This is a genomic window from Stenotrophomonas sp. 112478_Sma (genome assembly GCF_056479905.1).
This window is the reverse complement of sequence record NZ_CM151072.1, coordinates 1,177,386-1,199,678: the sequence shown is the minus strand read 5'-3', so window position 1 is coordinate 1,199,678 and position 22,293 is coordinate 1,177,386. Positions and strand designations below refer to the sequence as shown.

At 65.6% G+C, this 22,293-nt stretch carries 24 protein-coding genes; 15 read left to right on the top strand and 9 right to left on the bottom strand.

The annotated features are described in order from the left end of the window. Positions 1-61: 61 nt before the first annotated feature. Positions 62-736: a deoxyribonuclease V gene (gene nfi, locus ACZK08_RS05625; protein WP_065174657.1), complete on the top strand. Its 675-nt coding sequence runs from the start codon at positions 62-64 to the stop codon at positions 734-736. 7 nt (positions 737-743) lie between these two features. Here the strand turns inward: nfi and ACZK08_RS05620 are convergent, their stop codons facing one another. From ACZK08_RS05620 to ACZK08_RS05610, 3 genes are all read right to left on the bottom strand, one after another. Beyond that, positions 744-1,724 carry a cation diffusion facilitator family transporter gene (locus ACZK08_RS05620; protein ID WP_065181146.1) on the bottom strand — a complete coding sequence of 327 codons (981 nt, stop codon included), beginning with the start codon at positions 1,722-1,724 and terminating at the stop codon, positions 744-746. A 157-nt stretch (positions 1,725-1,881) separates the two neighbouring features. After that, positions 1,882-4,131 carry a TonB-dependent siderophore receptor gene (locus ACZK08_RS05615; RefSeq protein WP_065181145.1) on the bottom strand — a complete coding sequence of 750 codons (2,250 nt, stop codon included), beginning with the start codon at positions 4,129-4,131 and terminating at the stop codon, positions 1,882-1,884. A gap of 218 nt (positions 4,132-4,349) precedes the next feature. Next, entirely contained in the window at positions 4,350-5,558 is a 1,209-nt protein-coding gene (locus ACZK08_RS05610) for an MFS transporter (RefSeq protein ID WP_065181144.1), read from the bottom strand. A gap of 81 nt (positions 5,559-5,639) precedes the next feature. Between ACZK08_RS05610 and ACZK08_RS05605 the strand changes: the two genes are divergently transcribed. From ACZK08_RS05605 to map, 5 genes are all read left to right on the top strand, one after another. Continuing rightward, positions 5,640-6,077, top strand: a complete 438-nt coding sequence (locus ACZK08_RS05605) for a winged helix-turn-helix transcriptional regulator (RefSeq protein ID WP_065181143.1) — start codon at positions 5,640-5,642, stop codon at positions 6,075-6,077. A 168-nt stretch (positions 6,078-6,245) separates the two neighbouring features. Beyond that, entirely contained in the window at positions 6,246-7,376 is a 1,131-nt protein-coding gene (locus ACZK08_RS05600; protein WP_081284342.1) for a metallophosphoesterase, read from the top strand. Between the two features lie 61 nt (positions 7,377-7,437). Further along, positions 7,438-7,797 carry a bleomycin resistance protein gene (locus ACZK08_RS05595; protein ID WP_065181379.1) on the top strand — a complete coding sequence of 120 codons (360 nt, stop codon included), beginning with the start codon at positions 7,438-7,440 and terminating at the stop codon, positions 7,795-7,797. 70 nt (positions 7,798-7,867) lie between these two features. Then, the gene (locus ACZK08_RS05590; RefSeq protein ID WP_053517372.1) at positions 7,868-8,080 is read left to right on the top strand and encodes a ParD-like family protein; all 213 of its coding nucleotides are present in this window, start codon (positions 7,868-7,870) and stop codon (positions 8,078-8,080) included. Positions 8,081-8,087: 7 nt separating this feature from the next. Further along, positions 8,088-8,870, top strand: coding sequence for a type I methionyl aminopeptidase (gene map, locus ACZK08_RS05585; RefSeq protein ID WP_065174740.1), 783 nt, complete (start codon positions 8,088-8,090; stop codon positions 8,868-8,870). On the opposite strand, the gene ACZK08_RS05580 is transcribed toward map, so the two are convergent. Beyond that, positions 8,867-9,481, bottom strand: a complete 615-nt coding sequence (locus tag ACZK08_RS05580) for a LysE/ArgO family amino acid transporter (RefSeq protein ID WP_065181142.1) — start codon at positions 9,479-9,481, stop codon at positions 8,867-8,869. The genes map and ACZK08_RS05580 overlap by 4 nt on opposite strands. Before the next feature lie 105 nt (positions 9,482-9,586). On the opposite strand from ACZK08_RS05580, the gene ACZK08_RS05575 reads away from it, so the two are divergent. From ACZK08_RS05575 to ACZK08_RS05555, 5 genes are all read left to right on the top strand, one after another. Beyond that, on the top strand, positions 9,587-10,480 hold the full coding sequence (locus tag ACZK08_RS05575; RefSeq protein ID WP_065181141.1) for a LysR family transcriptional regulator ArgP: 894 nt from the start codon (positions 9,587-9,589) through the stop codon (positions 10,478-10,480). A 78-nt stretch (positions 10,481-10,558) separates the two neighbouring features. After that, entirely contained in the window at positions 10,559-11,965 is a 1,407-nt protein-coding gene (locus ACZK08_RS05570) for a TolC family protein (protein ID WP_053517367.1), read from the top strand. Further along, positions 11,958-12,968 carry an HlyD family secretion protein gene (locus ACZK08_RS05565; RefSeq protein WP_478452557.1) on the top strand — a complete coding sequence of 337 codons (1,011 nt, stop codon included), beginning with the start codon at positions 11,958-11,960 and terminating at the stop codon, positions 12,966-12,968. The genes ACZK08_RS05570 and ACZK08_RS05565 overlap by 8 nt, the downstream gene beginning before the upstream one ends. Continuing rightward, entirely contained in the window at positions 12,953-14,140 is a 1,188-nt protein-coding gene (locus ACZK08_RS05560; RefSeq protein WP_065181139.1) for an ABC transporter permease, read from the top strand. The genes ACZK08_RS05565 and ACZK08_RS05560 overlap by 16 nt, the downstream gene beginning before the upstream one ends. After that, positions 14,137-15,261: an ABC transporter permease gene (locus ACZK08_RS05555; RefSeq protein ID WP_065181138.1), complete on the top strand. Its 1,125-nt coding sequence runs from the start codon at positions 14,137-14,139 to the stop codon at positions 15,259-15,261. The genes ACZK08_RS05560 and ACZK08_RS05555 overlap by 4 nt, the downstream gene beginning before the upstream one ends. 66 nt (positions 15,262-15,327) lie before the next feature. Here ACZK08_RS05555 and ACZK08_RS05550 read toward each other — a convergent pair whose 3' ends face one another. Beyond that, positions 15,328-15,690: a glycine zipper 2TM domain-containing protein gene (locus tag ACZK08_RS05550; protein ID WP_081284341.1), complete on the bottom strand. Its 363-nt coding sequence runs from the start codon at positions 15,688-15,690 to the stop codon at positions 15,328-15,330. A gap of 921 nt (positions 15,691-16,611) precedes the next feature. Here ACZK08_RS05550 and ACZK08_RS05545 point away from each other — a divergent pair. The 3 genes from ACZK08_RS05545 to ACZK08_RS05535 all read left to right on the top strand — a co-directional run bounded on the left by ACZK08_RS05545 (position 16,612) and on the right by ACZK08_RS05535 (position 18,446). Beyond that, on the top strand, positions 16,612-17,136 hold the full coding sequence (locus ACZK08_RS05545) for a M15 family metallopeptidase (protein ID WP_196768719.1): 525 nt from the start codon (positions 16,612-16,614) through the stop codon (positions 17,134-17,136). A gap of 26 nt (positions 17,137-17,162) precedes the next feature. Further along, positions 17,163-17,372, top strand: coding sequence for a YadA-like family protein (locus tag ACZK08_RS05540; RefSeq protein WP_154582339.1), 210 nt, complete (start codon positions 17,163-17,165; stop codon positions 17,370-17,372). 372 nt (positions 17,373-17,744) lie between these two features. Continuing rightward, positions 17,745-18,446, top strand: a complete 702-nt coding sequence (locus ACZK08_RS05535; RefSeq protein WP_053517361.1) for a hypothetical protein — start codon at positions 17,745-17,747, stop codon at positions 18,444-18,446. 59 nt (positions 18,447-18,505) lie between these two features. Here the strand turns inward: ACZK08_RS05535 and ACZK08_RS05530 are convergent, their stop codons facing one another. Further along, on the bottom strand, positions 18,506-18,967 hold the full coding sequence (locus tag ACZK08_RS05530; protein ID WP_154582338.1) for a hypothetical protein: 462 nt from the start codon (positions 18,965-18,967) through the stop codon (positions 18,506-18,508). A gap of 479 nt (positions 18,968-19,446) precedes the next feature. Here ACZK08_RS05530 and ACZK08_RS05525 point away from each other — a divergent pair, with 479 nt between their 5' ends. Beyond that, positions 19,447-19,644 carry a hypothetical protein gene (locus ACZK08_RS05525; protein WP_478452553.1) on the top strand — a complete coding sequence of 66 codons (198 nt, stop codon included), beginning with the start codon at positions 19,447-19,449 and terminating at the stop codon, positions 19,642-19,644. 344 nt (positions 19,645-19,988) lie between these two features. Here ACZK08_RS05525 and ACZK08_RS05520 read toward each other — a convergent pair whose 3' ends face one another. The 3 genes from ACZK08_RS05520 to ACZK08_RS05510 all read right to left on the bottom strand — a co-directional run bounded on the left by ACZK08_RS05520 (position 19,989) and on the right by ACZK08_RS05510 (position 22,206). Continuing rightward, on the bottom strand, positions 19,989-20,378 hold the full coding sequence (locus ACZK08_RS05520; RefSeq protein ID WP_053517357.1) for a hypothetical protein: 390 nt from the start codon (positions 20,376-20,378) through the stop codon (positions 19,989-19,991). A 103-nt stretch (positions 20,379-20,481) separates the two neighbouring features. After that, positions 20,482-20,859 (bottom strand): hypothetical protein, encoded by a 378-nt coding sequence (locus ACZK08_RS05515; protein ID WP_053517356.1) that lies wholly within the window; start codon positions 20,857-20,859, stop codon positions 20,482-20,484. 129 nt (positions 20,860-20,988) lie between these two features. Beyond that, positions 20,989-22,206 carry a hypothetical protein gene (locus ACZK08_RS05510; RefSeq protein ID WP_229765810.1) on the bottom strand — a complete coding sequence of 406 codons (1,218 nt, stop codon included), beginning with the start codon at positions 22,204-22,206 and terminating at the stop codon, positions 20,989-20,991. Between the last annotated feature and the right edge of the window lie 87 nt (positions 22,207-22,293).

The following is a 22,293-nucleotide window of genomic DNA, read 5'->3' as shown; positions in this document are numbered from 1 at the left end:
GCCATTGTAGCCCCGGGGCCGCTCACCGTGCCTTGGCGCGGCCAATGCGATGCTGTGATCGATGAATACCGTGATCGATCCCGGGCGCTGGCAGGGCAGCGTCGCCGCCGCACGCGAGCAACAGCTGCGGCTTGCGGCGCGGGTGGAGCGCAGCGACCGGCTGCCGGGTACCGTACGCTGGCTGGCCGGGCTGGACGTCGGCTTCGAGGACGACGGCCGCACCACCCGCGCCGCAGCCGTGCTGCTGGATGCCGCCACCCTGCAACCGGTGGCCCGGGAGATCGCCCGCATTCCCACGGTGATGCCTTACATCCCTGGCCTGCTCAGCTTCCGCGAGCTGCCCGCCCTGCTCGCTGCACTGGCCCTGCTGCCGCGTTCGCCGGACCTGGTCTTCGTCGACGGGCACGGCATCAGCCATCCGCGACGGCTGGGCGTGGCGGCGCACCTGGGCGTCGTCACCGATCTGCCGAGCATCGGCGTGGCCAAGTCGAAACTGGTCGGTCGCTTCGTCGAGCCCGCAGACGAGGCTGGCGCGCATACGCCCCTGCTCGATGGCGATGAACAGCTCGGCTGGGTGCTGCGCAGCAAGGTCCGCTGCAGGCCGCTGTTCGTCGCTGGCGGGCACCGCATCAGCGCCGATACCGCACTGCAGTGGGTGCAGCGCACGCTGCGTGGCTATCGCCTGCCGGAGCCGACCCGCCTGGCGGATCGGCTGGCGTCGCGACGGGACGCGTAGCGGCAGATCAGTGGTGCACGTGGCCGCGATGGCCCTGCGCGTCCTCGCCGTGGTCGTGATCGTGCCGCGCATCCGGTGCGGCCGCACTGGGCGGCGCGGGATCTCCGCATGCCTCTCCGCAGTGATCCGCTTCAATCTGCAGGGTCACATGCTCGATGCCGAAGTCATCGTGCAGGCGACCTCCCAGCTCACGGCGCAGCACGTCGGCGTCGGTACCGTCGCGCATCACGACATGCGCGGTCAGCGCCGGCGTGCTCGAGGCCAGTGCCCACACATGCAGGTCATGCACGTCCAGCACCGCGGCGTGGCCGGACAGGCTGTCGCGGACCTTCGCCACATCCATGCCCTTGGGCACGCCTTCCAGCAGCACGTTGATCGCCTCGCGCATCAGCACATAGGTGCGTGGCAGCACCCACAGGCCGATCAGCACCGCCAGGATCGGGTCGATCGGCTGCCAGCCGGTCCAGCGGATCAGCAGCGCGCCGACGATCACCGCCACCGAGCCGAGCATGTCGGCCCATACTTCCAGGTAGGCACCTTTGACGTTGAGGCTTTCACCGCTGCCGGCCTGCAGCAGGCGCATCGAGATCAGATTGATGACCAGGCCGGCGGCGGCGATCACCAGCATGCCGGTGGAGGCAATCTCCTGCGGTTCGCGGAAGCGGCCGACCGCTTCCCACAGGATGTAGCCGGCCACCACGAACAGCATCGCGCCATTGATCATCGCGCCAAGGGCTTCCAGCCGCGCATAGCCATAGGTGCGGCGCGCGTCCGGCGGACGCCGGCTCAAGCGCACCGCGATCAGCGCGATCATCAGTGCGAGCGCGTCGGTGGCCATGTGGGCCGCATCGGACAGCAGCGCCAGGCTGTTGGTCCAGAACGCGCCGACGACTTCGACGACAAGGAAGGTGGAAGTCAGCCCCAACGCCCACCACAACGGCTTCTCGTGGCGGATCTGGGACGGCAGGTGATCGTGGTCGTGGCCCATGCAACAGCTCCTGTGCGATGCGGTCAGGCTACGGCGTGGCTGCGGGGGAGACTATTACGATGTTTATAACATTGCAGCTGTGCGGCGCCGGTCGCGCCGGGCGTGGCCCGGCGCTCGCCGATTGCACCGGGCCATGCCTGTCAGGCACCGCGCGCGCTCAGAAGCCGAAACGCAGGCTGGCCCAGTATGCGCGGCCCGGTTCGTTGTAGGTCGCCGCACCGGCGTCGCTGCTGTTGGCTTCGCGGAACAGGCGCTTGTCGGCCAGGTTGTTCACGCCGAAACCGAAGCTGACCGTCCCGGTAACCCTGTAGCGCGCGCTCACGCCCCAGATGTTGTATGCCCCCCGATCCTGCAGCACCACCGACGGATCGCAGCTTCCGGTGCAGCGAGGATCGTTGTTGATGTTGGTGGTGGCCGGCTCCTGCCTGCCGTAGAAGGTGCCGGTGAGCAGCAGCGACAGCTTTTCGGTGGCCTGCCAGTCCAGCATCGTGTTGACCGTGTACCGCGGTATCACCGACAGCGGCTGGCCGGTGCTCTTGTTCTCGTTCTCCACCATGTAGGTGAAGTTGCTGCTCCACTTCAGCCGGTCGCCCTGCTCGCCCAGCAGCGGCACCACCAGGTTGCCCTCCAGGCCCTGCACGATGGCCTTCGGTGCATTTTCCCAGCGGAAGATCCGGCCACGGGTATCGGCGGTGAGGCCGACCTGGGTATACCCGGCCTCGATCTTGTCCTTGTAGTCGTTGTGGAAGTAGGTCAACGAGGCCTGCCAGCCACTCTGCGGAGCCCATTCCACGCCCAGTTCCTTGTTCAGGCTGGTCTCGGCGTCCAGCTCCGCGTTGCCCTGCAGGTAGCAGCCCGCGCCCAGGCTCGGCAGTGCGTTGGGACAGCCGTTGCCACGGGTGTAGTACAGGTAGTCCGGATTGGACTGGTAGAGGTTGGGAGCCTTGAACGCGCGTGCGATGCCGCCCTTCACCACCCAGTCGCCATTGATGCGGAACTGCGCATTGAGGCTGGGGCTGGCGTTGTTGCCGAACTGGCTGTGGTGGTCGAAGCGCAGGCCCGGCGTCACGATCCAGCGTTCACCCAGGTAGATGTTGTCTTCGACGAAGACCGCCGTGGTCTGCGCATCGGACTTGCCGCGCGCGCGATCGGCCGACAGGCCCGGCAGTCCGCCGCCACTGCTGCCGGACTGGCTCATCGAATACGGATCGGTCAGGCGGCTGTCGAGATGCTCGAAGCCCAGCGTCCAGACATTCTCCGCCGCGCCGATCGTGGTCGGGAAACTGACCTCGCCGTCGAGCTGGTAATTGCGCAGGCGGGAGGTGGACCAGTCGGTGCCGTTGAAGCTGCCCTCGGGGCCACCGGCCAGGCCTTCGTTGATGCGCGAATTGTTGACCGCTTCCACCGCAGCAGTAACGCGCGAGGTCGCATCACCCCAGCGGCCACGATGGGTGATCGCCCCGGTGGTGCGGTACATGCGGTTGGTCTCTGCCTCGCTCTCGGCCAGCGCCGCCAGATCGACCGGCGTGGAGGTACCGGTGTTGCTCACGGCACGGTCGCCCGCATAGATGTTGCCCTGGCGGCTGGTACCGGCTTCGAATTCCACCACCTGGCCGGCGTTGATGTCCCAGCGCAGCAGCGCGTTGACATCGCGGTTCTTGACGCCCTCGCGGCCTGCGGGAGGTACGGTGCCCGGCGCGGTGGCGAACGCGCGATTGAGTTCGAGCGAATCGGCGTCGGTCCTGTTGAGGTTGCCATACAGGCGGAAGGACAACGCATCGGTCATCGGGCCGCTCAGCTGCAGGCCCACGCGCTCACTGCCACCTTCGGCGCTGTGCTCGGGTACCAGTCCGTACAGATCGACCGCTCCGGTCAGATCGCCCGTCGGGCGCTTGGTGATGATGTTGACCACGCCGCCGGAGGCGCCGGATCCATAACGCGCCGCTGCCGGACCGCGCAGCACTTCGATGCGCTCGATCATCTCCGCCGGCACCCAGTTGGTGTCGCCACGGGTATTGCGCTCACCGCTGCGGCCCATGCGCACGGCGTCGCGGGCGCCGACGCGTTTGCCGTCCACCAGGATCAGCGTGTTCTCCGGCCCCATGCCGCGCAGGTCGATCTGGCGGTTGTTGCCATACTGGCCAGACGCACTGTTGCCGGTGAGATTGACACCGGGCATGGTCCGCAGCAGCTCGGCGATGTCGTTGGCAGGAGGACGGCGCGCGATGTCCTCCGCGGTGATGGTCGATGTACCCAGGGCCTGACGCGCGATCTGCGAGGCGGTGACGTGTACCGTATCGATATCGGTCGCGTCGGTCTGCGCATGGGCACCCAGGGCACTGCCCGCAAGCAGGGCAGCAACGGCAAGCGCCAACGGGCGCGGCGGCGGAACAAGGACGGCAGACATCTTCAACACCTTCTGGCAGGGCAACGGGACCTCTGGCAAAGGGCTTGAGGCGACGACGGGGGGAGTGGGAGCGGCCCCGCACATCTTCCGCAGGCCGATCCATGCGCGCATTCTCCCATCAATGCGATTGATTCTCAAATGCGTCAACTCAGTGCAAGCGCTTCGCAAATGTGCATGGGGCCAAGTACGCTCATTCGGCGTACCCCTGCTGATGGGTACTACGCAGGGGGCCGGTGGCCGCCGGGGTGACGCGCTGCCGGTGCAGCGGCATGCAACGCCCACCATGCCAGCGCCGTCACCGCGATGCCTGCACCGAGTGCACAGACCCTGGTCCAGCCGTGGTGCGCCTGCATCCACGTACCGGCCGCAGCACCGGCGCCGCTGCCGACCGCGTAGAACAGCATGTACAGCGCCACCAGGCGACCGTGCTGTTCGGCAGGCGCGCGCAGCAGCAACGCCTGGTTGGACACATGCAGTGCCTGTCCTCCCAGATCGAGCACCACCACGCCCAGCAGCAGCCATGCCAGGGCGTGCGGCAGACCCAGCAGGGGCCACCACGCAAGCAGCATCAGCAGCAGCGCCCCCAGGCTCACCCGCAGGCAGAAACCCCGATCCATCCAGTGCCCCACCCGTGCAGCCAGCAGCGCACCGACCATGCCGGCCAGACCGAGCGCGCCGATGGCCGCGGTCGACCAGTTCATCGGTGATGCCGACAGGGGCAGCGGTACGGCCGCCCAGAACACGTTGAGGCCGGCGAACAGCAGCAGCGCCAGAGGGCCACGCTCGCGCAGCGTGCGATCACTGCGCAGCATCGTCATCATCGAGCCGAGCAGCGCGCGCCACGCCGGCGGCTGCGAGGGAACAGGCACGGCAGGCAGGCGTCGCCACAGCAGCATCGCCAACGCCGCCATCATCACTGCTGACAGCAGGTACACCGCGCGCCAGCCGGCCAGGGCCGCCACCGCGCCGGATACCACACGCGCAGCCAGCAGGCCGATGAACACCCCGCCCTGCACCATGCCAACCACGCGCCCCCGCTGCCCCGACGGTGCCAGCGTGGCTGCATAGGCGATGAGTCCCTGGGTGAGCGCCGTCCCGAGCAGGCCCGCCAGCAGCATGCCCCCCAGCAGCCAGGCGGTACTGCGTGCTGCCGCCAGTCCCAGCAGCACCATCACCAGTGCCAGCAGCTGCACGCGCAGCAGGCGGCGACGATCGCCGCGGTCGGCCAGCGGCAGCAGGCCGAGCAGGGCCAGCACGCTGCCGGCCTGGGTGGCGGCAACCACAGCGCCGGCCGTCGCGCGCTCCGTGGCGAAGGCCTGCGCCAGGCGCTCCAGCAGCGGCTGTGCGTAATAGACATTGGCCACACTGGCACCCGCCGCGATGGCCAGCAGGCCCAACAGGGCGCGCGGAAGGACGGAAACGGGCATGAATGTGGTTGCATATTGAAACTGGATGCACCCTATCGACAATGGTTTTAAAATGCAACCACATCGTCACGAGCCTTGCCCATGCATGCCGCCAGCCCCTGCCCCGTTGCCCGCAGCGCCGATCTGCTCGGTGATCGCTGGGCCCTGCTGATCATCCGCGATGCCTTTGATGGCGTTACCCGCTTCAGTGACTTCCAGCGCAGCCTCGGCGCAGCGCGCAACATCCTCAGCGACCGCCTGCGGCGTCTGGTCGAGGCCGGGCTGCTGCTGCAGCAACCTGCCAGCGATGGCAGCGCCTACCAGCAGTACGTGCTGACGCCAGCCGGACGCGAACTTTTCCCGGTGCTGGTGGCGCTGCGCCAATGGGGCGAACGCCATCGTTTCGCAACGGGTGAGGCGCACTCGCAGCTTGTCGAGCGTGCCAGCGGAGCGCCCCTTCCCTACATGCAGCCGCATGACCACACCGGTACGCCGCTGCTGGCGGAACAGACCGCGGTCCGCAAGGTGGACATGCGCTAGCCCGAGCCTCGCGTGCCGTTCCACCTGAGCGCGATGCGCCGGATCGATGATCCGCCTCCCACGGCAAAGCCTGCGCGCCGCCCGCGCATGCAGCGTGTAGCAATGCCAGCGTAGGATCACGGGCGGGCCCTGCGGCCCGCCCTTCCGTTGCTGCCTAGGACTCCGCCCATGCTCCGCCGTGCCCTGCCCCGATCCGCGTCCGTGCTTCTGCCCCTGCTCCTGCTGTGGGGCGTGCCAGGCGCGCAGGGCCGCGAAGTCGCCGCGCCTGCCGCCCACGTCGAGGCCGATGGCCCCTACGTGTTCCGCAACGGCGATCAGCTGCAGGCCAAATGGATCTGCGCTGACGCTGTGCAGACCCGCTCGCTGGGCACCGCCACTGGAGCTGCCGATGTCGCGCCCCTGTGCGGCTACCCGCACAGCGTGCACGTGCTGCCACCGGTCGCGCCTTCGGTGTCGGAGCTGCCTGCGGTACCGCGCATCGTCGCCCTGTCCGACATCCACGGCCAGTACGACCTGCTGGTACGACTGCTGCGCGCCCACCATGTGATCGATGCGCAGGACCGCTGGGTCCTCGGCCAGGACACCCTGGTGGTCGCTGGCGACGTGTTCGATCGCGGCCCGCAGGTCACCGAAGCGTTCTGGCTGTTGTATGGCCTGCAGCAGCAGGCGGCGGCCGCCGGCGGTGCGGTGCACTTCGTGCTCGGCAACCACGAGACCATGGTTCTGTACGACGACCTGCGCTATGTCAATCCGAAGTACCTGCGCAGCGCGCAGCTGCTCGGGCGCAGCTATCCGCAGCTGTACGGCGCTGATTCGGTGATCGGGCAATGGCTGCGGACGCGGCCGGTGCTGCTGAAGATCGGCGACACCCTGTTCCTGCATGGCGGCATCTCGCCCGAAGCGGTGGAACTGGCACTGCACCCGGCACGCACCAACGCCGCCTACCAGGCCTCGCTGGGATTGCCCAAGGCCGAAGTGAAGGCCGACCCCGCAACTGCACCGCTGTACGACGGCAAGACCAGCCCCATCTGGTACCGCGGCTACTTCGATGGGCGTCTCGATGCACGGGGCGTGCAGGACGTGCTCGACACGCTGCAGCTCAAGCGCATCGTGGTCGGCCACACGTCGATGCCGCATGTCAGCACGTTCCATGGTGATCGCGTGATCGCCATTGACAGCAGCATCAAGAACGGCGAGAACGGCGAGCTGCTGTTCATCGAGGATGGCCGGCTCAGCCGCGGTCTGCTGGACGGCTCACGGGTGCCGCTGGTCCAGGGTGAACCCGGCCTGCGGGACTGACCACGAAAGTGGCGGCACCCTGCCGGCGTACACTGCCGGCTCACCCCTGCGAGCCACCATGATGCGCCAGACCGTCATCCCGCAGCTGCGCATGCGCCACGCCGATGCCAGCCTGCCCTTCTACGTGCAGGGCCTGGGCTTCGTCGTCGACTGGGAGCATCGGTTCGAGCCGGGGTTTCCGTTGTTCGCCCAGCTCACCCGCGACGGCCAGACGCTGTTCCTCACCGAGCACAGCGGCGACTGCGAAGTGGGCGGCGCGGTCTACTTCATCGTCGAGGATGTCGACGCGCTGCACCGCGCCTTCAGTGCCGCGGGGGTACCGATCGAACAGCCGCCGCATGACACCGAGTGGGGCAGCCGCGAAATGCTGCTGCTCGATCCGGACCACAACCGCCTGCGCTTCGCCACCGCAACGGACTGAGTCCTCGCAGGCTTGAGAGGGATATACGAAACATATACGATACGTATATTCCTCTTACCTGGATCCGCCCATGGGCATCGTCAACATCGATGACACCCTGCACGACCAGCTGCGCCGTGCCTGCACCGTCTCCAGCCGCTCGATCAACGCCCAGGCCAGTTTCTGGATCCGCGTGGGCATGCTGTGCGAAATGAATCCGACGCTGAGCTTCCAGGACATCGTGGCCAGCGAACTGCGCGCCGCCGGCGTGCAGCCACAGCCGCTGGCACCCGCACGGGCCTGACGTGAGCATCATCAAGCGGCCCGACGAGATCGCGCTGATGGCCGAATCCGGCCGCCTGCTGGCACAGGTGTTCGCCGCGCTCGACAGATGGCCACTGCAGGGCCGCAGCACGATGGAGATCAACGACTTCGTCGAACGGATGATCGTCGACGAGCTGCAGGCGCGGCCTGCCAGCAAGGGCCAGTATGGCTTTCCGTACGTGCTCAACACCTCCATCGACAACGTGGTCTGCCACGGGGTGCCCAGTACCGCAGACGTGCTGCGTGAGGGCCAGATCGTGAATCTCGACATCACCCTGGAAAAGAACGGCTACATCGCCGATTCCAGCACCACCTACCCGGTCGGCGCGGTCACCCCTTCCGCACGGCGGCTGGTGCGGACCGCCTACGAAGCGATGTGGAAAGGCATCGCCGTGGTACGGCCCGGCGCGCGCCTGGGCGACATCGGCCACGCCATCGCCCGCTACGCTCGCCGCCACGGCTACAGCGTAGTAAAGGAATACTGCGGCCATGGCATCGGCCGGGAGATGCACGAAGAACCACAGATCCTGCATTACGGCCATCCCAACACCGGCAGGGTGCTGGAAGAAGGCATGGTGTTCACCATCGAACCGATGCTCAACCAGGGCAGGCCGGCGATCCGCCAGCGCGCGGGCGAATGGCCGGTCTATACCCGCGACGGCACGCTGTCGGCACAGTTCGAGCACACCGTGGCCGTGACCCGCAAGGGCGTGCGGGTGCTGACGCTGCGCCCCGACGAGACGCCGTTGTGCGCGGTGGACGCGGCCTAGAGCGGACGCAACAGCAACAGGGTGGCGAGGCAGAACATGAAGATCGCCACGCCGGCATCCAGCACCCTCCACGCGCTCGACCTGCGGAACACCGGCTGCAGCAGGCGGGCGCCATAGCCCAGCGTGCAGAACCAGGCCACGCTGGCCACGCAGGCTCCGGCGGCGAACGCCCAGCGCAGATCGCCCGGATAGCGCGTGGACAGGCTGCCCAGCAGCACCACGGTATCCAGGTAGACGTGCGGGTTGAGCAGGGTGAAGGCCAGGCAGGTCAGCAGTACCTCGCGCCCGCTGCCGCCCTGCGCCTCGGCGGCGGCCAGCGCACTGCCACCACGCCACGCGCGTAGTCCCGCCTGCAGGCCATACCACAGCAGGAACGCCGCACCACCAAAGCGCAGCACCTGCAGCAGCAGCGGCCACTGCAGCACCAGCGCGCCCATGCCACCGATACCGGCCAGTATCAGCACGATGTCCGCGCCGGCGCAGGCCAGCACCACCTTTCCCACATGACGCTGCTGCAGGCCCTGCCGCAGTACGAAGGCGTTCTGTGCACCGATGGCGATGATCAGGCCGGCACCTGCGAACAGGCCGGCGGCGGCAGCGGCGATCCACATGGGGCAGGCATGGCAGCGAGGGGACGCGCAGAGTGCGGCCGCCGCCCCTGTTTAGACAATCTGATTTTTCTTTATCCTGTGCAGAGAAACTGAAGAGGCACCGGCATGGATCTGCTACATCCACAACTGGCTGCGTTTGCTGCGGTGCTGGAGGAAGGCAGCTTCGACGCTGCAGCCCGACGCCTGTCGATCAGCCCGTCGGCGCTGTCGCAACGGATCAAGGCACTGGAGGACCGGCTCGGCCAGGTACTGGTGGTACGTCAGGCACCGTGCCGACCCACCGCCACAGGTGAAGCGCTGCTGCGCAGGGTGCGACCGATGCAGACGCTGGAGGCCGAGGCGCTGGCCGAACTGCTGCCCGAACGCGGCAGCGATGCCCCGCGCACACCGATCCCGTTGGCGGTCAACGACGACTCGCTCGATACCTGGTTCGTGCCGGCCATCGCCGAGCTGCACCAGCGCCATGGCTATCTGTTCGACCTGCGCATGGATGATCAGGACCACACCCTGCAGTTGCTGCGAGATGGCAGCGTGCTCGGCGCGGTCACCGCCGAAAGCCAGCCGGTGAAGGGCTGCAACGTGCATCCGCTCGGCGCCATGCGTTACCACGCCATCGCCTCGCCCGGCTTCGCCCGCCGGCACTTCAGCGAGGGCATGCAGGCTGCGGCGCTGGCACGTGCGCCGATGCTGGTGTTCAACCGCAAAGATGAACTGCAGTGGCGCTTCGTGCGGCGGCTGACCCGTGCGCGGCTGCAGCCACCGCTGCATTATCTGCCCTCCTCGACCGGCTTCGTCGAAGCCGCCGCGTGCGGACTGGGCTGGGGCATGGCCCCGGAAACTCTGGTGGGGCCTGCCGTGCATGCCGGCCGCGTGGTGGTACTGGAACCCCGCCGCTGGCTCGACGTGCCCTTGTACTGGCAGCACGCGGCCGTGCGCTCAAGCACGCTGCAGCACATCACCCAGGCATTGCGCACCGCGGCCAGCGGCGCCCTGCGTTGAGACCCACACGACGACCGCAGACCCCGGCTTCACGCGCAGACCACTAACGTTTGCTCACTTCTTAACTACAGGAACGGCATGCGTGTGAGCCGCCCACGGACGAGGATGCGCAGCGCGATGGGCGTCGCCGGCATGGCCTTTGCGGCCTGCTTGCCCTTTGCCACGTCAGCGCAGGCCATCACCGATACACCGGCATTGGACTGGGAACAGGCGCGGCAGCGGTTGGAACAGGTTTCCGACGCGCTGGCCGCGGCCGACGCCGCCGTCCGCAACAAGCAGGATCTGCAGGAGGCCACGCGCCTTCTGCGCCTGCCGGAGATCACCGGCGAGGTCCGCCGCCTGCAGTTCCAGAAGACCCTGACCCTGCCACTGGGCTCGCTGGCACCGGTGGCCGAGGCCTTTGGCATCGATTCCCCCCTGTCGTTCACCGAACGCGACTGGCGCACCCGCCCGGTCGTCACCGCTGTGCTGCCGCTGTACACCGGTGGCGTCATTCCTGCCGCACAGCGTGCCGCCAGCGCAGCCCACGAGCAGGCCAGCGCGGAACGCGAAGCACAGCGGCAGTCGTTGACCGTGCAGCTGGCCCAGGCCTACTTCGGCCAGCGCCTGGCCGAGCAGGCGGTGGACGTGCGCCGTGACGTCCGTGATGGCCTGGAACGCCACCTGGCCGATGCGCTGAAGCTGGAGCGCGAAGGCTTCGCCACCCGCGCGCAGCGACTGCAGGCCACCGTGGCGCGCGACAAGGCAGAGCGCGAGTACCAGAAGACCGTCAACGACCTGGCCACGTTGAAGGCCGCGCTGGCCACCCTGCTGCGCAGTGGCGGCGAGGTGCAGCCGGTATCACCCCTGTTCGTGCAGCGCGTGCCGCTGGAGCCGGCCGCCAGCTTCGAGCGCATCGCGCAGGCACGGCAACCCCAGATCGCACGGCTGCGGGCCATGGTGGCGCAGGCCGAACAGGGCGTGCGCGTACAACAGGCCAAGCTCAAGCCGCAGATATTCGCCTTTGGCCAATACGACTTCCGTCGCCGCGACGAGATGCTGACCGATCCGGACTGGGCGTTCGGCATCGGCCTGAAGTACACCTTCCTGTCGCCGAACTCGCGACCGGCGCAGATCAGCGCGGCACGTGCGCAGCAGGAGCAGGCGGAAGCCGGACTGCGCGAAGCCGAGAACCAGGTCGCGCTCGGCGTGCGCAAGGCGTGGAACGAGCTGGAAACGGCACGCCAGCAGTTCGTGCTGCTCGACAGCAGCATCGCCCAGGCACAGGAGAACCTGCGCCTGCAGGAGCTGGCATTCCGCGAGGGGCAGTCCACGTCGCTGGACGTCATCGATGCGCGGCTGGGTCTGGGAGGCGCTCGCGTGGAGCGTGCACAGGCCGCCTACCAGTACGATGTCGCGCTGGCACAGCTGCTGGAGATCAGTGGGCAGATGGACCGCTTCGAGGAATTCCGGCGTCGCGCAGATGAGGTGATCGACCATGAGTGACGTATTGCAGGATGAAGCGACACCACCAGGCAAGCGCCGGCTTGGCCGGATCCTGCTCGTGGTGCTGCTGGTAGTGGTGGCGCTGGGCCTGTGGTTCGCCTGGCGCAGCCCGGCCGACCAGATCCAGGGCATGGCCGACGCGGACACGATCAACGTCGCCGCGAAGATCACCGCCCGTGTCGCCGAGCTGAAGGTTCGCGAAGGCGACCGCGTGCAGGCCGGCCAGGTCGTGTTCCTGCTCGACAGCCCCGAAGTGACGGCGAAGGAACAGCAGGCACGCGGCGCTCTGGCCGCTGCGCAGGCGGTGGCCGACAAGGCTGCCGAAGGCGCACGTAGTGAGGACATCCGTGCTGCCGAAGCCAATTGGAAGCGTGCCGAAGCCGGAGCAACGCTGGCCGAAGCCACCTACCGCCGCGTGCAGAACCTGTTCAACGAAGGGGTGATGACCCGGCAGAAGCGCGACGAAGCACTCGCCCAGTCCACCAGTTCGCGCGAGCTGGCCCGTGCCGCCCGTGCCCAGTACGACATGGCGCTGGCCGGTGCGCGGGAACAGGACAAGCGTGCCGCGCAGGGCCAGGTACAGCAGGCGCAGGGCGCCGTGGCCGAAGTGGATGCGGCCCGCGTCGAAGTGGAGGGCCGTGCACCGGTGGCCGGCGAGATCAACAAGCGCATGGCCGATCCCGGCGAACTGGTACCCGCCGGCTATCCGGTATTCACCCTGGTCGACATCGACCGCATGTGGGTATCGATGAACCTGCGCGAATCACAGATGCAGGGCCTGAAGGTCGGCAGCACGCTGCGTGGCAGCGTGCCGGCCCTCGGTCAGGATAGCGAGTTCAAGGTCTACTTCATCAACCCGGCCTGCGACTATGCCACCTGGCGTACCACCCGGCAGTCGTCCGGCTACGATGTCCGCAGCTTCGAGGTGCGGGTGCGCCCGGTACGCCGCATCGAGGGCTTCCGCCCCGGCATGAGCGTGCTGTTCGCATGGCCCCAGCACTGAGCCCTGGTGGCAACGGCTTTGCTGCTGCCTGGCAGCGCGAGCTGCGGGGTCTTGGTGGCAACCGTGCCGACCTGGCGCTGGTCACGGTGCTGCCGCTGCTGATGCTGGTACTGATGGCCTGGATGTTCACGCCATCGGTCATGCGCGATGTACCCATCGCCGTGGTCGACCTCGATCACAGCAGCGACAGCCGGCAATTGCTGCGCATGCTCGATGCCAGCCCGGGGGTCCGCGTCGCCCGCCAGCCCGCCGACATGGACACCGCGCGCTCGCAGCTGCGCAGCCTGGAGGTGTTCGCAGTGGTGCTGGTGCCGCGCGACGTGACCCGTCAGGCCCTGCGCGGCCGCCAGGGCACGGTGTTCGCCTATTACAACGCCACCTACATGACCACCGGGCAATCGGCCGCGCGCGATATCGCCGATGCGGTGTCGGCCTGGAATGCACGCATGCTGCGCGAGCGCATCGGCCTGCAGGTGGGGCCCGCAAAGCTGCGCGCCGCCCCGATCGCCGTGCAGTCCGACATCCTCTACAACCCGGCACGCAGTTATGAGCTGTTCCTTCTGCCGCTGATCTTCCCGGCCGTCCTGTCGCTGGTGCTGGCACTGGCCGTGGCCGGAAGCGTGGGCCGGGAAATCCGCGATGGCACCCTGCCGGCCTGGCTCGGTGACACCCCGTGGGCCTCGATCGCCGGCAAGCTCGCGCCCTACGTACTGTTGTTCGCGTTGTACGGCACGCTGGGCGTCGGCTACCTCGCATGGCTGCGGGGGGACGGCATCGCCGGCAGTCTGCTCCTGCTGCTGGCTGCGCAGCCGGCGTTCTACCTGGCCACGGCCGCATATGCGTTGTTCTTCGTCGGCCTTGCCCGTGACATGGGTACCGCGCTGTCGGTGGTCGGCCTGACCATCGGCACAGCGCTGGCCTTCTCCAGTGCCACCTTCCCGGTACTGGATGGCCCGCTGTTCACCCGCATCTGGCACCAGCTGCTGCCACTCAGCGCGTACATCAAGGTGCAGACCGAGCAGCAGTTCGTCGGCGCACCGCTGTCCGTCTCGCTGTGGCCCTTGGCCACGCTGTTGTTGATGTCGGTGGTGGCCGGCGGCATCGGCAGCCTGCGGTTGATCGCTTTCGGCCGCACCCCGGAGGCCGCGCGACCGGCCGGGGCCGACGCATGAGCGCGGTCTGGCGCAGCCTGCGGCAGACCCTGCTGGCGGTGCTCGGCGACCGCTATGCCATCGTGGTGATGGTCGGTGCAGTCATCCTGTACTCGTTCTTCTATCCCGCCGCGTACCGCCACCAGGTGGCCGGCAATCTGCCGGTGCTGGTGGTCGATCAGGATCACAGTGCCACCAGCCGCGAACTGCTGCGCATCCTCGATGGCCTGCGCGTGGCGCGCGTGGTTGGCCAGCCGGCGGATCTGGACAGCGCGCGCCGGCAGCTGGAAGCGGGGCATGCCGAAGGCATCGTGCTCATCCCCGCGAACCTGGAGCGCGACATCCTGCGTGGCCAGCCAGCCAAGCTGGTCCTGCTGGGCAATGGCGCCTACCTGGGACGCGCCAGCTGGGTGCTGGGCAGCATCGCCGATGCGCTGGGCACATTCGGCCGCGACGCCGCCGTGACCCAGGCCGCGTTCATGGGCGCGCCGCAGGCAGCGCCGGTCACTCTCGTGCAGCGGCCCCTGTACAACACGCAGGAAGGCTATGGCAGCGCCATCGTACCCGGCGTGGCCGAACTGATCGTGCACCAGACACTGCTGATGGGCATCGGCGTACTGCTGGGAGGGCGGCGTCTGGTGCTCGGCCGCCGGCTGCACTTCGATCTGCCGACCCTGGCAGGCATGGCGATGGGCTTCGGCCTGATCGGGCTGTTCGGCCTGTTCTACTACGCCGGCTTCACCGCCTGGGTACAGGACTACCCGCGCGGCGGAAATCCGCTGGGCCAGCTGCTGGGCGGCACGCTGTTCATTGCCGCCACCGTGGCCTTCGGGCTGTTCATCGGCAGCTTCTTCCGCACCCGCGAACGCGCCTTCCAGTACATCATCGCCACCTCCATTCCGCTGTTCTTCCTCGCCAACCTCTCCTGGCCGGCGGTGATGACGCCCCGCCCGCTGGTGTGGCTGGCGCAGCTGCTGCCGACCACCTCCGGCATCAATCTGATAGTGCGGTTGAACCAGATGGACGCACGCCTGGAGGAAGTCAGCCGTGAACTTGCCACGCTCGCGGCGCTGCTGGTGATCTACGGCGGTCTTGCCATCTGGCGGCTGCATGGCAGGCCGTCGGGCGGGGTGCGCCCCTGAGCACAGACAAACGCCGGCACGGAGCCGGCGTTCGTTGCATCACTACGTGGAAGGGGAAAACGGCGATCAGCGGTAGACGCGCTCGCAGCGACGTTCCACCACCCGATCGCCGGTCTTCTGCTGGTGGTTGCCCTGGATCTGTCGTCCGGCGGCGCCGCCAGCGACTGCACCGGCGACGGTGGCGAGCTTCTTGCCATTGCCGCCGCCCACCTGGTTGCCCAGCAGGCCGCCCACCACCGCACCTGTGGCAGTACCGGCAATGCGGTTCGGATCGCGCGAGTTGCGCTGGACTTCAACGTTCCTGCATTCCACACGGCTGCCGTCGTTGAACTTGCGGCCTTCATCGCGGGGCCCGTAGGTCTGCGCACCCGCCATCGACGATGCCGCCATCAGGGTGCCCAGCACGAGCAGTCGGGTCGAGGTCTTCATGGCCAGCTCCTGTCTTCCGGGATGGGTCCAGTCTCCGCCTGCCGCTGGCAACTACGAGTGAAATCGGTGTCATCAGGACTTCATCGGCCATGCGTCGTTCATGAAAGACTCGCGGCCCATGACGACGACCCACCGCCATGCCTGCCGCGCGGACGATCGTGCTGCCCCATCCAGGCGTCCTCCGCCCCTTCCAGTTACCATGGACGGCCCTGCCTGCTCCGCCGCCGCAGCCTGCTGGCGCGGCCGGATGCTCTCTGATTCACGAGCCCATGTCCAAAGAGAAGTCCGCCGAACACACGCCCCTCATGAAGCATCATTAGCGTCTGTTCATTCTTTGGCCCGAAAGCCTTACTGGGCAAGGCCCGACTAGTCGACACGCCACGCACCCCTGACCGTCGCAACACTATCGCAACAACTCTTCTCCGATGCGGTCGGTGCGTTCACCTGTCCTAGCGGGGCCCAGTCAGCCTCATCTGCCGTGACCGATCAATACCACGCGCCTTCTTCGTCAGTCACTCGAACGGCAATCGGTTTGACTTCCCGCCCTTGCATGCTATGGCTTGCAACGGGGCGGGGTTTCTTACTCATTTTTACCTGCCTCATTAAGCCCCCAAGCTGCTGGCCTCCTCCCCCGGTCGTTCGGGGGCTTTGTTTGTTTTAGCTCGCTTGCGCTTTCCCGAAAATCTACTACCCCTGAAAGCATCCATTGTTCTTTCTGGGAGGAAAGCATGCAGCCCCGCTTTACCATCGCCCCCGTTCTGGCTTGCCTGGCCTTGGCCGGGTGTTCGATCATTCAACCCAAGCCCAAACCCGGCAGCCCCTGGATTTACCAAACCCCGAAGCCGCACGGCGCCATTTACCGGTTCTTTCATCCGAAAAACGAGCGGATGTGGAAGGGGGTTTCCCCAGCGCTGCGGGAAGGTGGAAGCCGTCCAGGCCCAGCTGGCCGCGGAAGGATTCGATGTGCGGCCACTTGAGGGCTACCGTTCGCCAGAGCGGCAAGCTGCGCTCCTCGCTTCAGCTTCTGGTGTCACGACGGTTGGTGCCTACAGTAGTTGCCACAACTTCGGCCTGGCCTTGGATGCTGCCGTGTTCGTCAACGGGGAGCCAAGCTGGAACCTGGGCGATGCCCATGTAATGGCCGGCTATCAACGCTTTGGAGAGCTGGCGGAGATCGTGGGGCTGAACTGGGGCGGCCGGTGGACCAGCCCGAAAGACTATCCCCACGTCGAGCTGAAAGCCGAGTGCGGCCGGGCCAAGTGGGCCTACCGGCAGGGGCGCAAGCCGGGCGCGTCCCGTGACCGGGGAGCCACGTCAGAAGTGCTGGCCCGTGCGCTGGCGCCGGCTTGGTGCCCTGCGGGGATGGAAACGGCGTGTCTGGCGTGGGGCAATGAAAACCGGATGGCCTGGAGCTGGATACTCCCGGCGCGGGTTTGTTGGGCCTAGGTGTGCAGGTCGGGGCTCTGACCCAGATGTCAACGGCTGCAGCGGCGAATGGCGGGGCTGCCGTCGGCCAGGTCAACCTCAATGTGGGCGTTGGATTCTCGGGTGGCAGTGCTGCGATGGCCGTGGGCTGGGGTGCTCGAGTTTCTAAAAAGGTCAGCGTCTCGGCGGGCCTGTCCTTCGGCTCTGGCAACAAGCCAGTGGCCGGGTTCGGGCTGAGCATCAACTTGGGGCGCTAAACGATTGCGTGGCGGGAAAAGGAGGTGGTCGTATCTCGGCAAGAGCCCTTTGGGGCCCTTGTCCGTTATCCCAAGCAAAGAGCGCCCCCGTCTACGAAGAAGCTCACGCAGCAATACAGTGGCGGCCCAATGGCGCTTTCTGTGGCCGCCATTTCCGATGAGTCAGCTCGCGGTGTTAGGGAGTGCTCTTGCGGACCGATCTGGTGCGGAGTAGGATCTCAAGCAGGCGCCCGCCTAAGCTTTGGACCGCTTGAAAAAGGCAGCTATCGAAACACCAATGTTTTGCTTTTGATCTCCCTACTCTTCCCGGCATGCCGGCTGCTTGGTAGGCGACAAAAGGTCCAACGCACCGAGCAGTTCAGGAGCATACGGATGAAATCTTTTATCAGTTCTGCCGCGTTTGCGGCGTCCCAGGCGATGTCTCACGCGGGCCAGTCGGTCAAGCGCTCCCACCTCGTGGAAGTGATCTCGGCCATGCTGGGCTACCAGAGCTTTGCCGCGCTTTGCGTCGAAGAAGCGGACACAACTCTAGAGTACCACTTGGCCGACGCAGAGCTTTACGTGCTCAACATGCCATTGGCCAGAGATCGCGCTGAAAAGCTTGGTGTGCTGCATTCCCTGCTCGCGTGCAAAGAGGCCGTTTCGTCAACGTTCCCAGCTCCCGTCTACGGCGATATCGAGGCTTTCTGGGATAGCCATGCCCGCGAACTGCTCGAAGCGGAGATTGCAGATGGCGAGGACACCGCTGCTGCAATGGCCGCTTGCAATGCCGTATTCCCGGATTACCCCGATCTGGGACCGCCAGAGGACAGCGCCGACTTGTGGGCGAGTACTGACAGATGGTCTATCGAGGCGAGGGGCACCATGAGCGGAGAATATGACCCTGAAGGAGACCAGATGTTCAATGGCCACACGCTGGACGTTTGGGGTGAGCTCTTCTACATAAAGGCAGGCCGTGCCGGCCTTATCTTTGAAGAGAGCCAAGAAGGCGCGGAGTTAGACGATGACTGGCGTGATGACGACTCTGACGACCTGGACGAGCAGTACGCCGAGCGCATGGAAAGAGACGACTGATCGCTTCACACCCAGCTTGGCCCTTAGGGGGCCAAGCTGTCTTTGGCCGTATGCCCCCACTACCGAACCATTCCCTGCTTGAAGATGGTGCCCGAGTCCGTGAGCGCTACAGGCAACACGGTTGATGTTGCGTGGCGTACCGCTAGCTTCAACACCTCCAGCGACCGCGCAGCCTTAAGCTCACCCTCACTCACCGCACTCATGGCCTCCTTTTCTTTGCGAATCCCTGCGTTGAGAGCGCCGACCTCTGCCCGACTGTGGGCCAGCACCAGCTTGTCATCCAGCGTGGCACCGCTCTTGAAATAGTCGGCCACCAAGCGCTCGATGCACTTCTCCTGCGAGTGGGCTTCCACGATGGAGTCCATCAGGCGCTCCTTCTGCTGATCACCCAGTTCCAAGGTTTCGCACCGGCTGCGGGTGCCCTTCTTCAAATCGACCACCTCTCCGTTCTCGTTCTTGGCGTAGAACCCCATCGCTGCCTCACGGTCTTCCTGCCGCGCCTGGAGCAGGCGCTGCCTCATGCCCCTCGCGTGCTGTCCACGAACCCGGATTCGGTTCGCCGGCTGGCTCAACTGCAGGCCGCCCGACGTGCTGACCGGGTGGAGGAGGCAGAGCTGGCGTATCGCGAGGCGATGGCCCGTACCCCCCCCCGGGGCGCCCCCCCCCCCCCCCCCCCCCCCGGGGGGGGGGGGCCCCCCCCCCCCCCCCCCCCCCCCCCCCCCCCCCCCCCCCCCCCCCCCCCCCCCCCCCCCCCCCCCCAAAACCCCCCCCCCCCCCCCCCCCCCCCCCCCCCCCCCCCCCCCCCCCCCCCCCTCCGGGGGGCCCCCCCCCCCCCCCCCCCGCCCCCCCCCCCCCCGCTGCAAAACACCAACCCCCCGAAGAACACCCCCCCCCGCATGCTGTCATCTAGCTTCTTGTATGGCGTTTTCACCTTCTTGCTGCCGTTGTCATACCACGCGTTGGTGTTCAGTTTTGCCGGATCAGGCCGCCAGAACAGGCAATGATGGAGCGCCTCGGACCGCAGATCACGATTGATAAACGTAGGCAAGCAATAAAAGATCTCTGGCGTGGAGCTCACCAACGCGAGCTGGCCTGCCGGCTGATCAAAGGTCCACTTCAGGCGATCTTTTCCAACTGCCCCGCTGGTAGCAAGCTTGGCTCGCTTGAACTGCAACCCAACGACCTTCCAGCCAACTGACAGCTTCTCATCTGCGGGCCAGACCTTCTCTTGGGAAGATCCGATTGCCCAGATGGCATATCGAAGGCCCACGTTCTTCAGATAGGCCTCAATGCCAGCGACAATCCACGCCTCATATTCCCGCTCGAGCGGCGATGCATACTTAACGCCTAGAATCTGCTTCATGTCCTTCCTTGGCTTGGTGATTCCGAACTGATACACCAACAAGGGGGCGTTGCGCCACCCCCGTCAAGACTTAACCTCTGTGGACAGGGAGGTAAACCACGTCTCGCCGCATGCCTTTTCAATCAGGTCCGGGTTCCAGCCCTATTGGCGGAAGACCAACCAAGCGACGCCGGCTCAAACTAGTCGCAGCTCGCCACTTCGATGGTCTCATACAGGCTGCCATCCACGAAGCGATACAAATAGCGAACACGCCCGCCCAGCGCTACGAATGCACGTCCCTCTGGGCCTTGAGCGCAGACCCCACCCTTCGCCGCGTTGCGCATCATCGCCCTGGCTTCAGCATCCGATTTTCCGGACTGAGCCAGAACCTGATTCATCTGTTCACGGGTATACGAAAAGTTGGCGGTATAGGTGATCGTGTTGCCACCGGCGACCACGGTCTGCATCGTCAAGTTTTGGTTGATACGCATGGGCAGCGAAGGCGCAACCGCATCGGCCATCTCACGGGCGAGCTGGGCCGCTGTCGGTGCAGCATAGGCATTGGCCGTTGCACCGATGCACCGATGCACGTGACCACCATCACCACCAATCCAGCAAACTTCCTTTTCTTCACGATGACTCTTCCTTATTACGTCATGTAACGCTCAGCGAACCGGGGACAGGAGCGCCCCACTACCGTGCGTTGCGAATCTTTTCCATCTTTCCTGCTAGACGCATGAGAGAGTCATAGGCCTCCAAATGCGAGCCATACCCGATCATCAGCTTTTCAAGATCAAACGGGCTAGTGAGCCGAAGGAGGGCAAACTGCTCTGCATCCTCGATAGCGAACCTCGGATTAGCTCTCAGAGACGCTTGCGCACGATTCAATGCATGCCACTGCTCACGCAGCTCCTCGGACTTCCTCTGCTCCCCGCGGGCGGCCAACAAATCTGCCTGGGCGAACAGCGCCCCGGCCACCACCTTGAGAACACGGTTGTCTTTGCTGGATCGATGGGCGAAGAACGCGATCGTTCCGACGACCAGAATCGCTAAAGGCAGATACCCTTCCATGGTCACACACTCATTCCCAAGAACAACTTCCATTGTCGCAGGCGAGTCATACGTGAACAATCCGCCATTCGAGACACGGGGTGCGTCCCGGTAGCCTCACGTCAACGACGCCCAGGCACATGCTCCACCTCACGGATCCACCTCCGCTCGGGAAGCGTGAACCTCTCTCATAAGTGAGGGATCGGAGTCTCTCCTGACGCCTCTTTCGACGTAGACGCCTGGAGATTGATGCTCAATGGAACCTTCCGCCAAGCATTCTTCCACTCGACCGAGCAACTTAAGCTGCTCATCGTGCTCATCAGAACCGCAGTCGCAATCGTCTTCGTGCACCTCCCTGAGCCAAATCCCATCTGCTTGGACGCGGAAATGCCATCCTTGAAAGACCCCAATATCTCGAATCTGGAGTCCTGGGTGCTCTACTCCAATCTCGGACACGGCGATTAGATTGTCCGGGCGTTTTTGAACAATCACTCCTTTTACATACCGTCCACGTCCGCCAAAGTAGACAAGTCCATCTACCTCTACCACGAGGCCATCACACGCCTCCAGAATCCGCGTAAGACGCGGGAGGGATGAGGGCTTTGAACTTGTCCCGTAATAGACGCCGGCACTACATAGGAAATGGGTTAGACGTTCCGGGTCGGCCGGATCGCGAAGGTCGCCGAGCCAAAACGGTCGATACATCGCTGCTGTAGGTGGCATGTGCTTTCGGACATGCAGCTTGTATTCCGGCAGAGGAAGCGACCTTCTGAAGAACGGGATCGGGTCATCCTCTGGGTCCACGCGGACCCAGGGCATCTCAAGCAAATCAGAGAATACCGGATCAACTTCTGGCTCGGGGAAAAGGTCTTCTGTCGAAAGGCCGTTCGCATAGCTCAACAAGACCGCCACCGGAACGACCAGATGTGCAAGCAAAACGGCCTCGGGCAAACCCGACGGCTCCAAGTGGCCCACCATATAGGCATCCTGGCACACGTATCGAGGACGCCCCTCCTTGGTCGCGATCTCTGAAAGATGCACGTAGCCGATGCCCGCAGACCTGCACGCCTTCTTGCTGATCAGATACACGTGACCATCCCCCTCGGCAGGGATGAACTCGGCCAGGTCTGAGATCAACACCACTGGATCTTCGTGACAATCCTCGACCATTTCACCATGTGGACGAGACACGAACTCATGGCTCGCGAACCATGCGGCGACCCGTGCATCGCCCGTTGCGTCCAAGAAGAATGACCTCCAACCGTAGTGCTGCAGAATGGCTTGGTCAGTAGCAAGGTCTTTTCTGTCCTCCCAACCCTGAACATGTCGCCGCAGCATTCGTTTGGCATAGTGGCTCCACCTGATCATCAGATCCGGAACACAAGGGGACCGAGAGAATGACGTCACGAGCGATGTGGAGCCGCCTGTAGGCGGCCAATGCTTACACTGTCCACG

Excerpts from the sequence above, each read along its gene's own strand:
- ACZK08_RS05600 (WP_081284342.1), top strand. The coding sequence starts at position 6,246 with ATGCTCCGCCGTGCCCTGCCCCGATCCGCGTCCGTGCTTCTGCCCCTG.
- ACZK08_RS05530 (WP_154582338.1), bottom strand. The coding sequence starts at position 18,967 with ATGAGGCAGCGCCTGCTCCAGGCGCGGCAGGAAGACCGTGAGGCAGCG.
- ACZK08_RS05570 (WP_053517367.1), top strand. The coding sequence starts at position 10,559 with ATGCGTGTGAGCCGCCCACGGACGAGGATGCGCAGCGCGATGGGCGTC.
- ACZK08_RS05575 (WP_065181141.1), top strand. The coding sequence starts at position 9,587 with ATGGATCTGCTACATCCACAACTGGCTGCGTTTGCTGCGGTGCTGGAG.
- ACZK08_RS05555 (WP_065181138.1), top strand. The coding sequence starts at position 14,137 with ATGAGCGCGGTCTGGCGCAGCCTGCGGCAGACCCTGCTGGCGGTGCTC.
- ACZK08_RS05595 (WP_065181379.1), top strand. The coding sequence starts at position 7,438 with ATGCGCCAGACCGTCATCCCGCAGCTGCGCATGCGCCACGCCGATGCC.
- ACZK08_RS05560 (WP_065181139.1), top strand. The coding sequence starts at position 12,953 with ATGGCCCCAGCACTGAGCCCTGGTGGCAACGGCTTTGCTGCTGCCTGG.
- ACZK08_RS05565 (WP_478452557.1), top strand. The coding sequence starts at position 11,958 with ATGAGTGACGTATTGCAGGATGAAGCGACACCACCAGGCAAGCGCCGG.
- ACZK08_RS05525 (WP_478452553.1), top strand. The coding sequence starts at position 19,447 with ATGATGGAGCGCCTCGGACCGCAGATCACGATTGATAAACGTAGGCAA.
- ACZK08_RS05535 (WP_053517361.1), top strand. The coding sequence starts at position 17,745 with ATGAAATCTTTTATCAGTTCTGCCGCGTTTGCGGCGTCCCAGGCGATG.
- ACZK08_RS05620 (WP_065181146.1), bottom strand. The coding sequence starts at position 1,724 with ATGGGCCACGACCACGATCACCTGCCGTCCCAGATCCGCCACGAGAAG.
- ACZK08_RS05540 (WP_154582339.1), top strand. The coding sequence starts at position 17,163 with ATGTCAACGGCTGCAGCGGCGAATGGCGGGGCTGCCGTCGGCCAGGTC.
- ACZK08_RS05605 (WP_065181143.1), top strand. The coding sequence starts at position 5,640 with ATGCATGCCGCCAGCCCCTGCCCCGTTGCCCGCAGCGCCGATCTGCTC.
- ACZK08_RS05615 (WP_065181145.1), bottom strand. The coding sequence starts at position 4,131 with ATGTCTGCCGTCCTTGTTCCGCCGCCGCGCCCGTTGGCGCTTGCCGTT.
- ACZK08_RS05590 (WP_053517372.1), top strand. The coding sequence starts at position 7,868 with ATGGGCATCGTCAACATCGATGACACCCTGCACGACCAGCTGCGCCGT.
- ACZK08_RS05515 (WP_053517356.1), bottom strand. The coding sequence starts at position 20,859 with ATGGAAGGGTATCTGCCTTTAGCGATTCTGGTCGTCGGAACGATCGCG.
- nfi (WP_065174657.1), top strand. The coding sequence starts at position 62 with ATGAATACCGTGATCGATCCCGGGCGCTGGCAGGGCAGCGTCGCCGCC.
- ACZK08_RS05550 (WP_081284341.1), bottom strand. The coding sequence starts at position 15,690 with ATGAAGACCTCGACCCGACTGCTCGTGCTGGGCACCCTGATGGCGGCA.
- ACZK08_RS05610 (WP_065181144.1), bottom strand. The coding sequence starts at position 5,558 with ATGCCCGTTTCCGTCCTTCCGCGCGCCCTGTTGGGCCTGCTGGCCATC.
- ACZK08_RS05510 (WP_229765810.1), bottom strand. The coding sequence starts at position 22,206 with ATGATCAGGTGGAGCCACTATGCCAAACGAATGCTGCGGCGACATGTT.
- ACZK08_RS05580 (WP_065181142.1), bottom strand. The coding sequence starts at position 9,481 with ATGTGGATCGCCGCTGCCGCCGCCGGCCTGTTCGCAGGTGCCGGCCTG.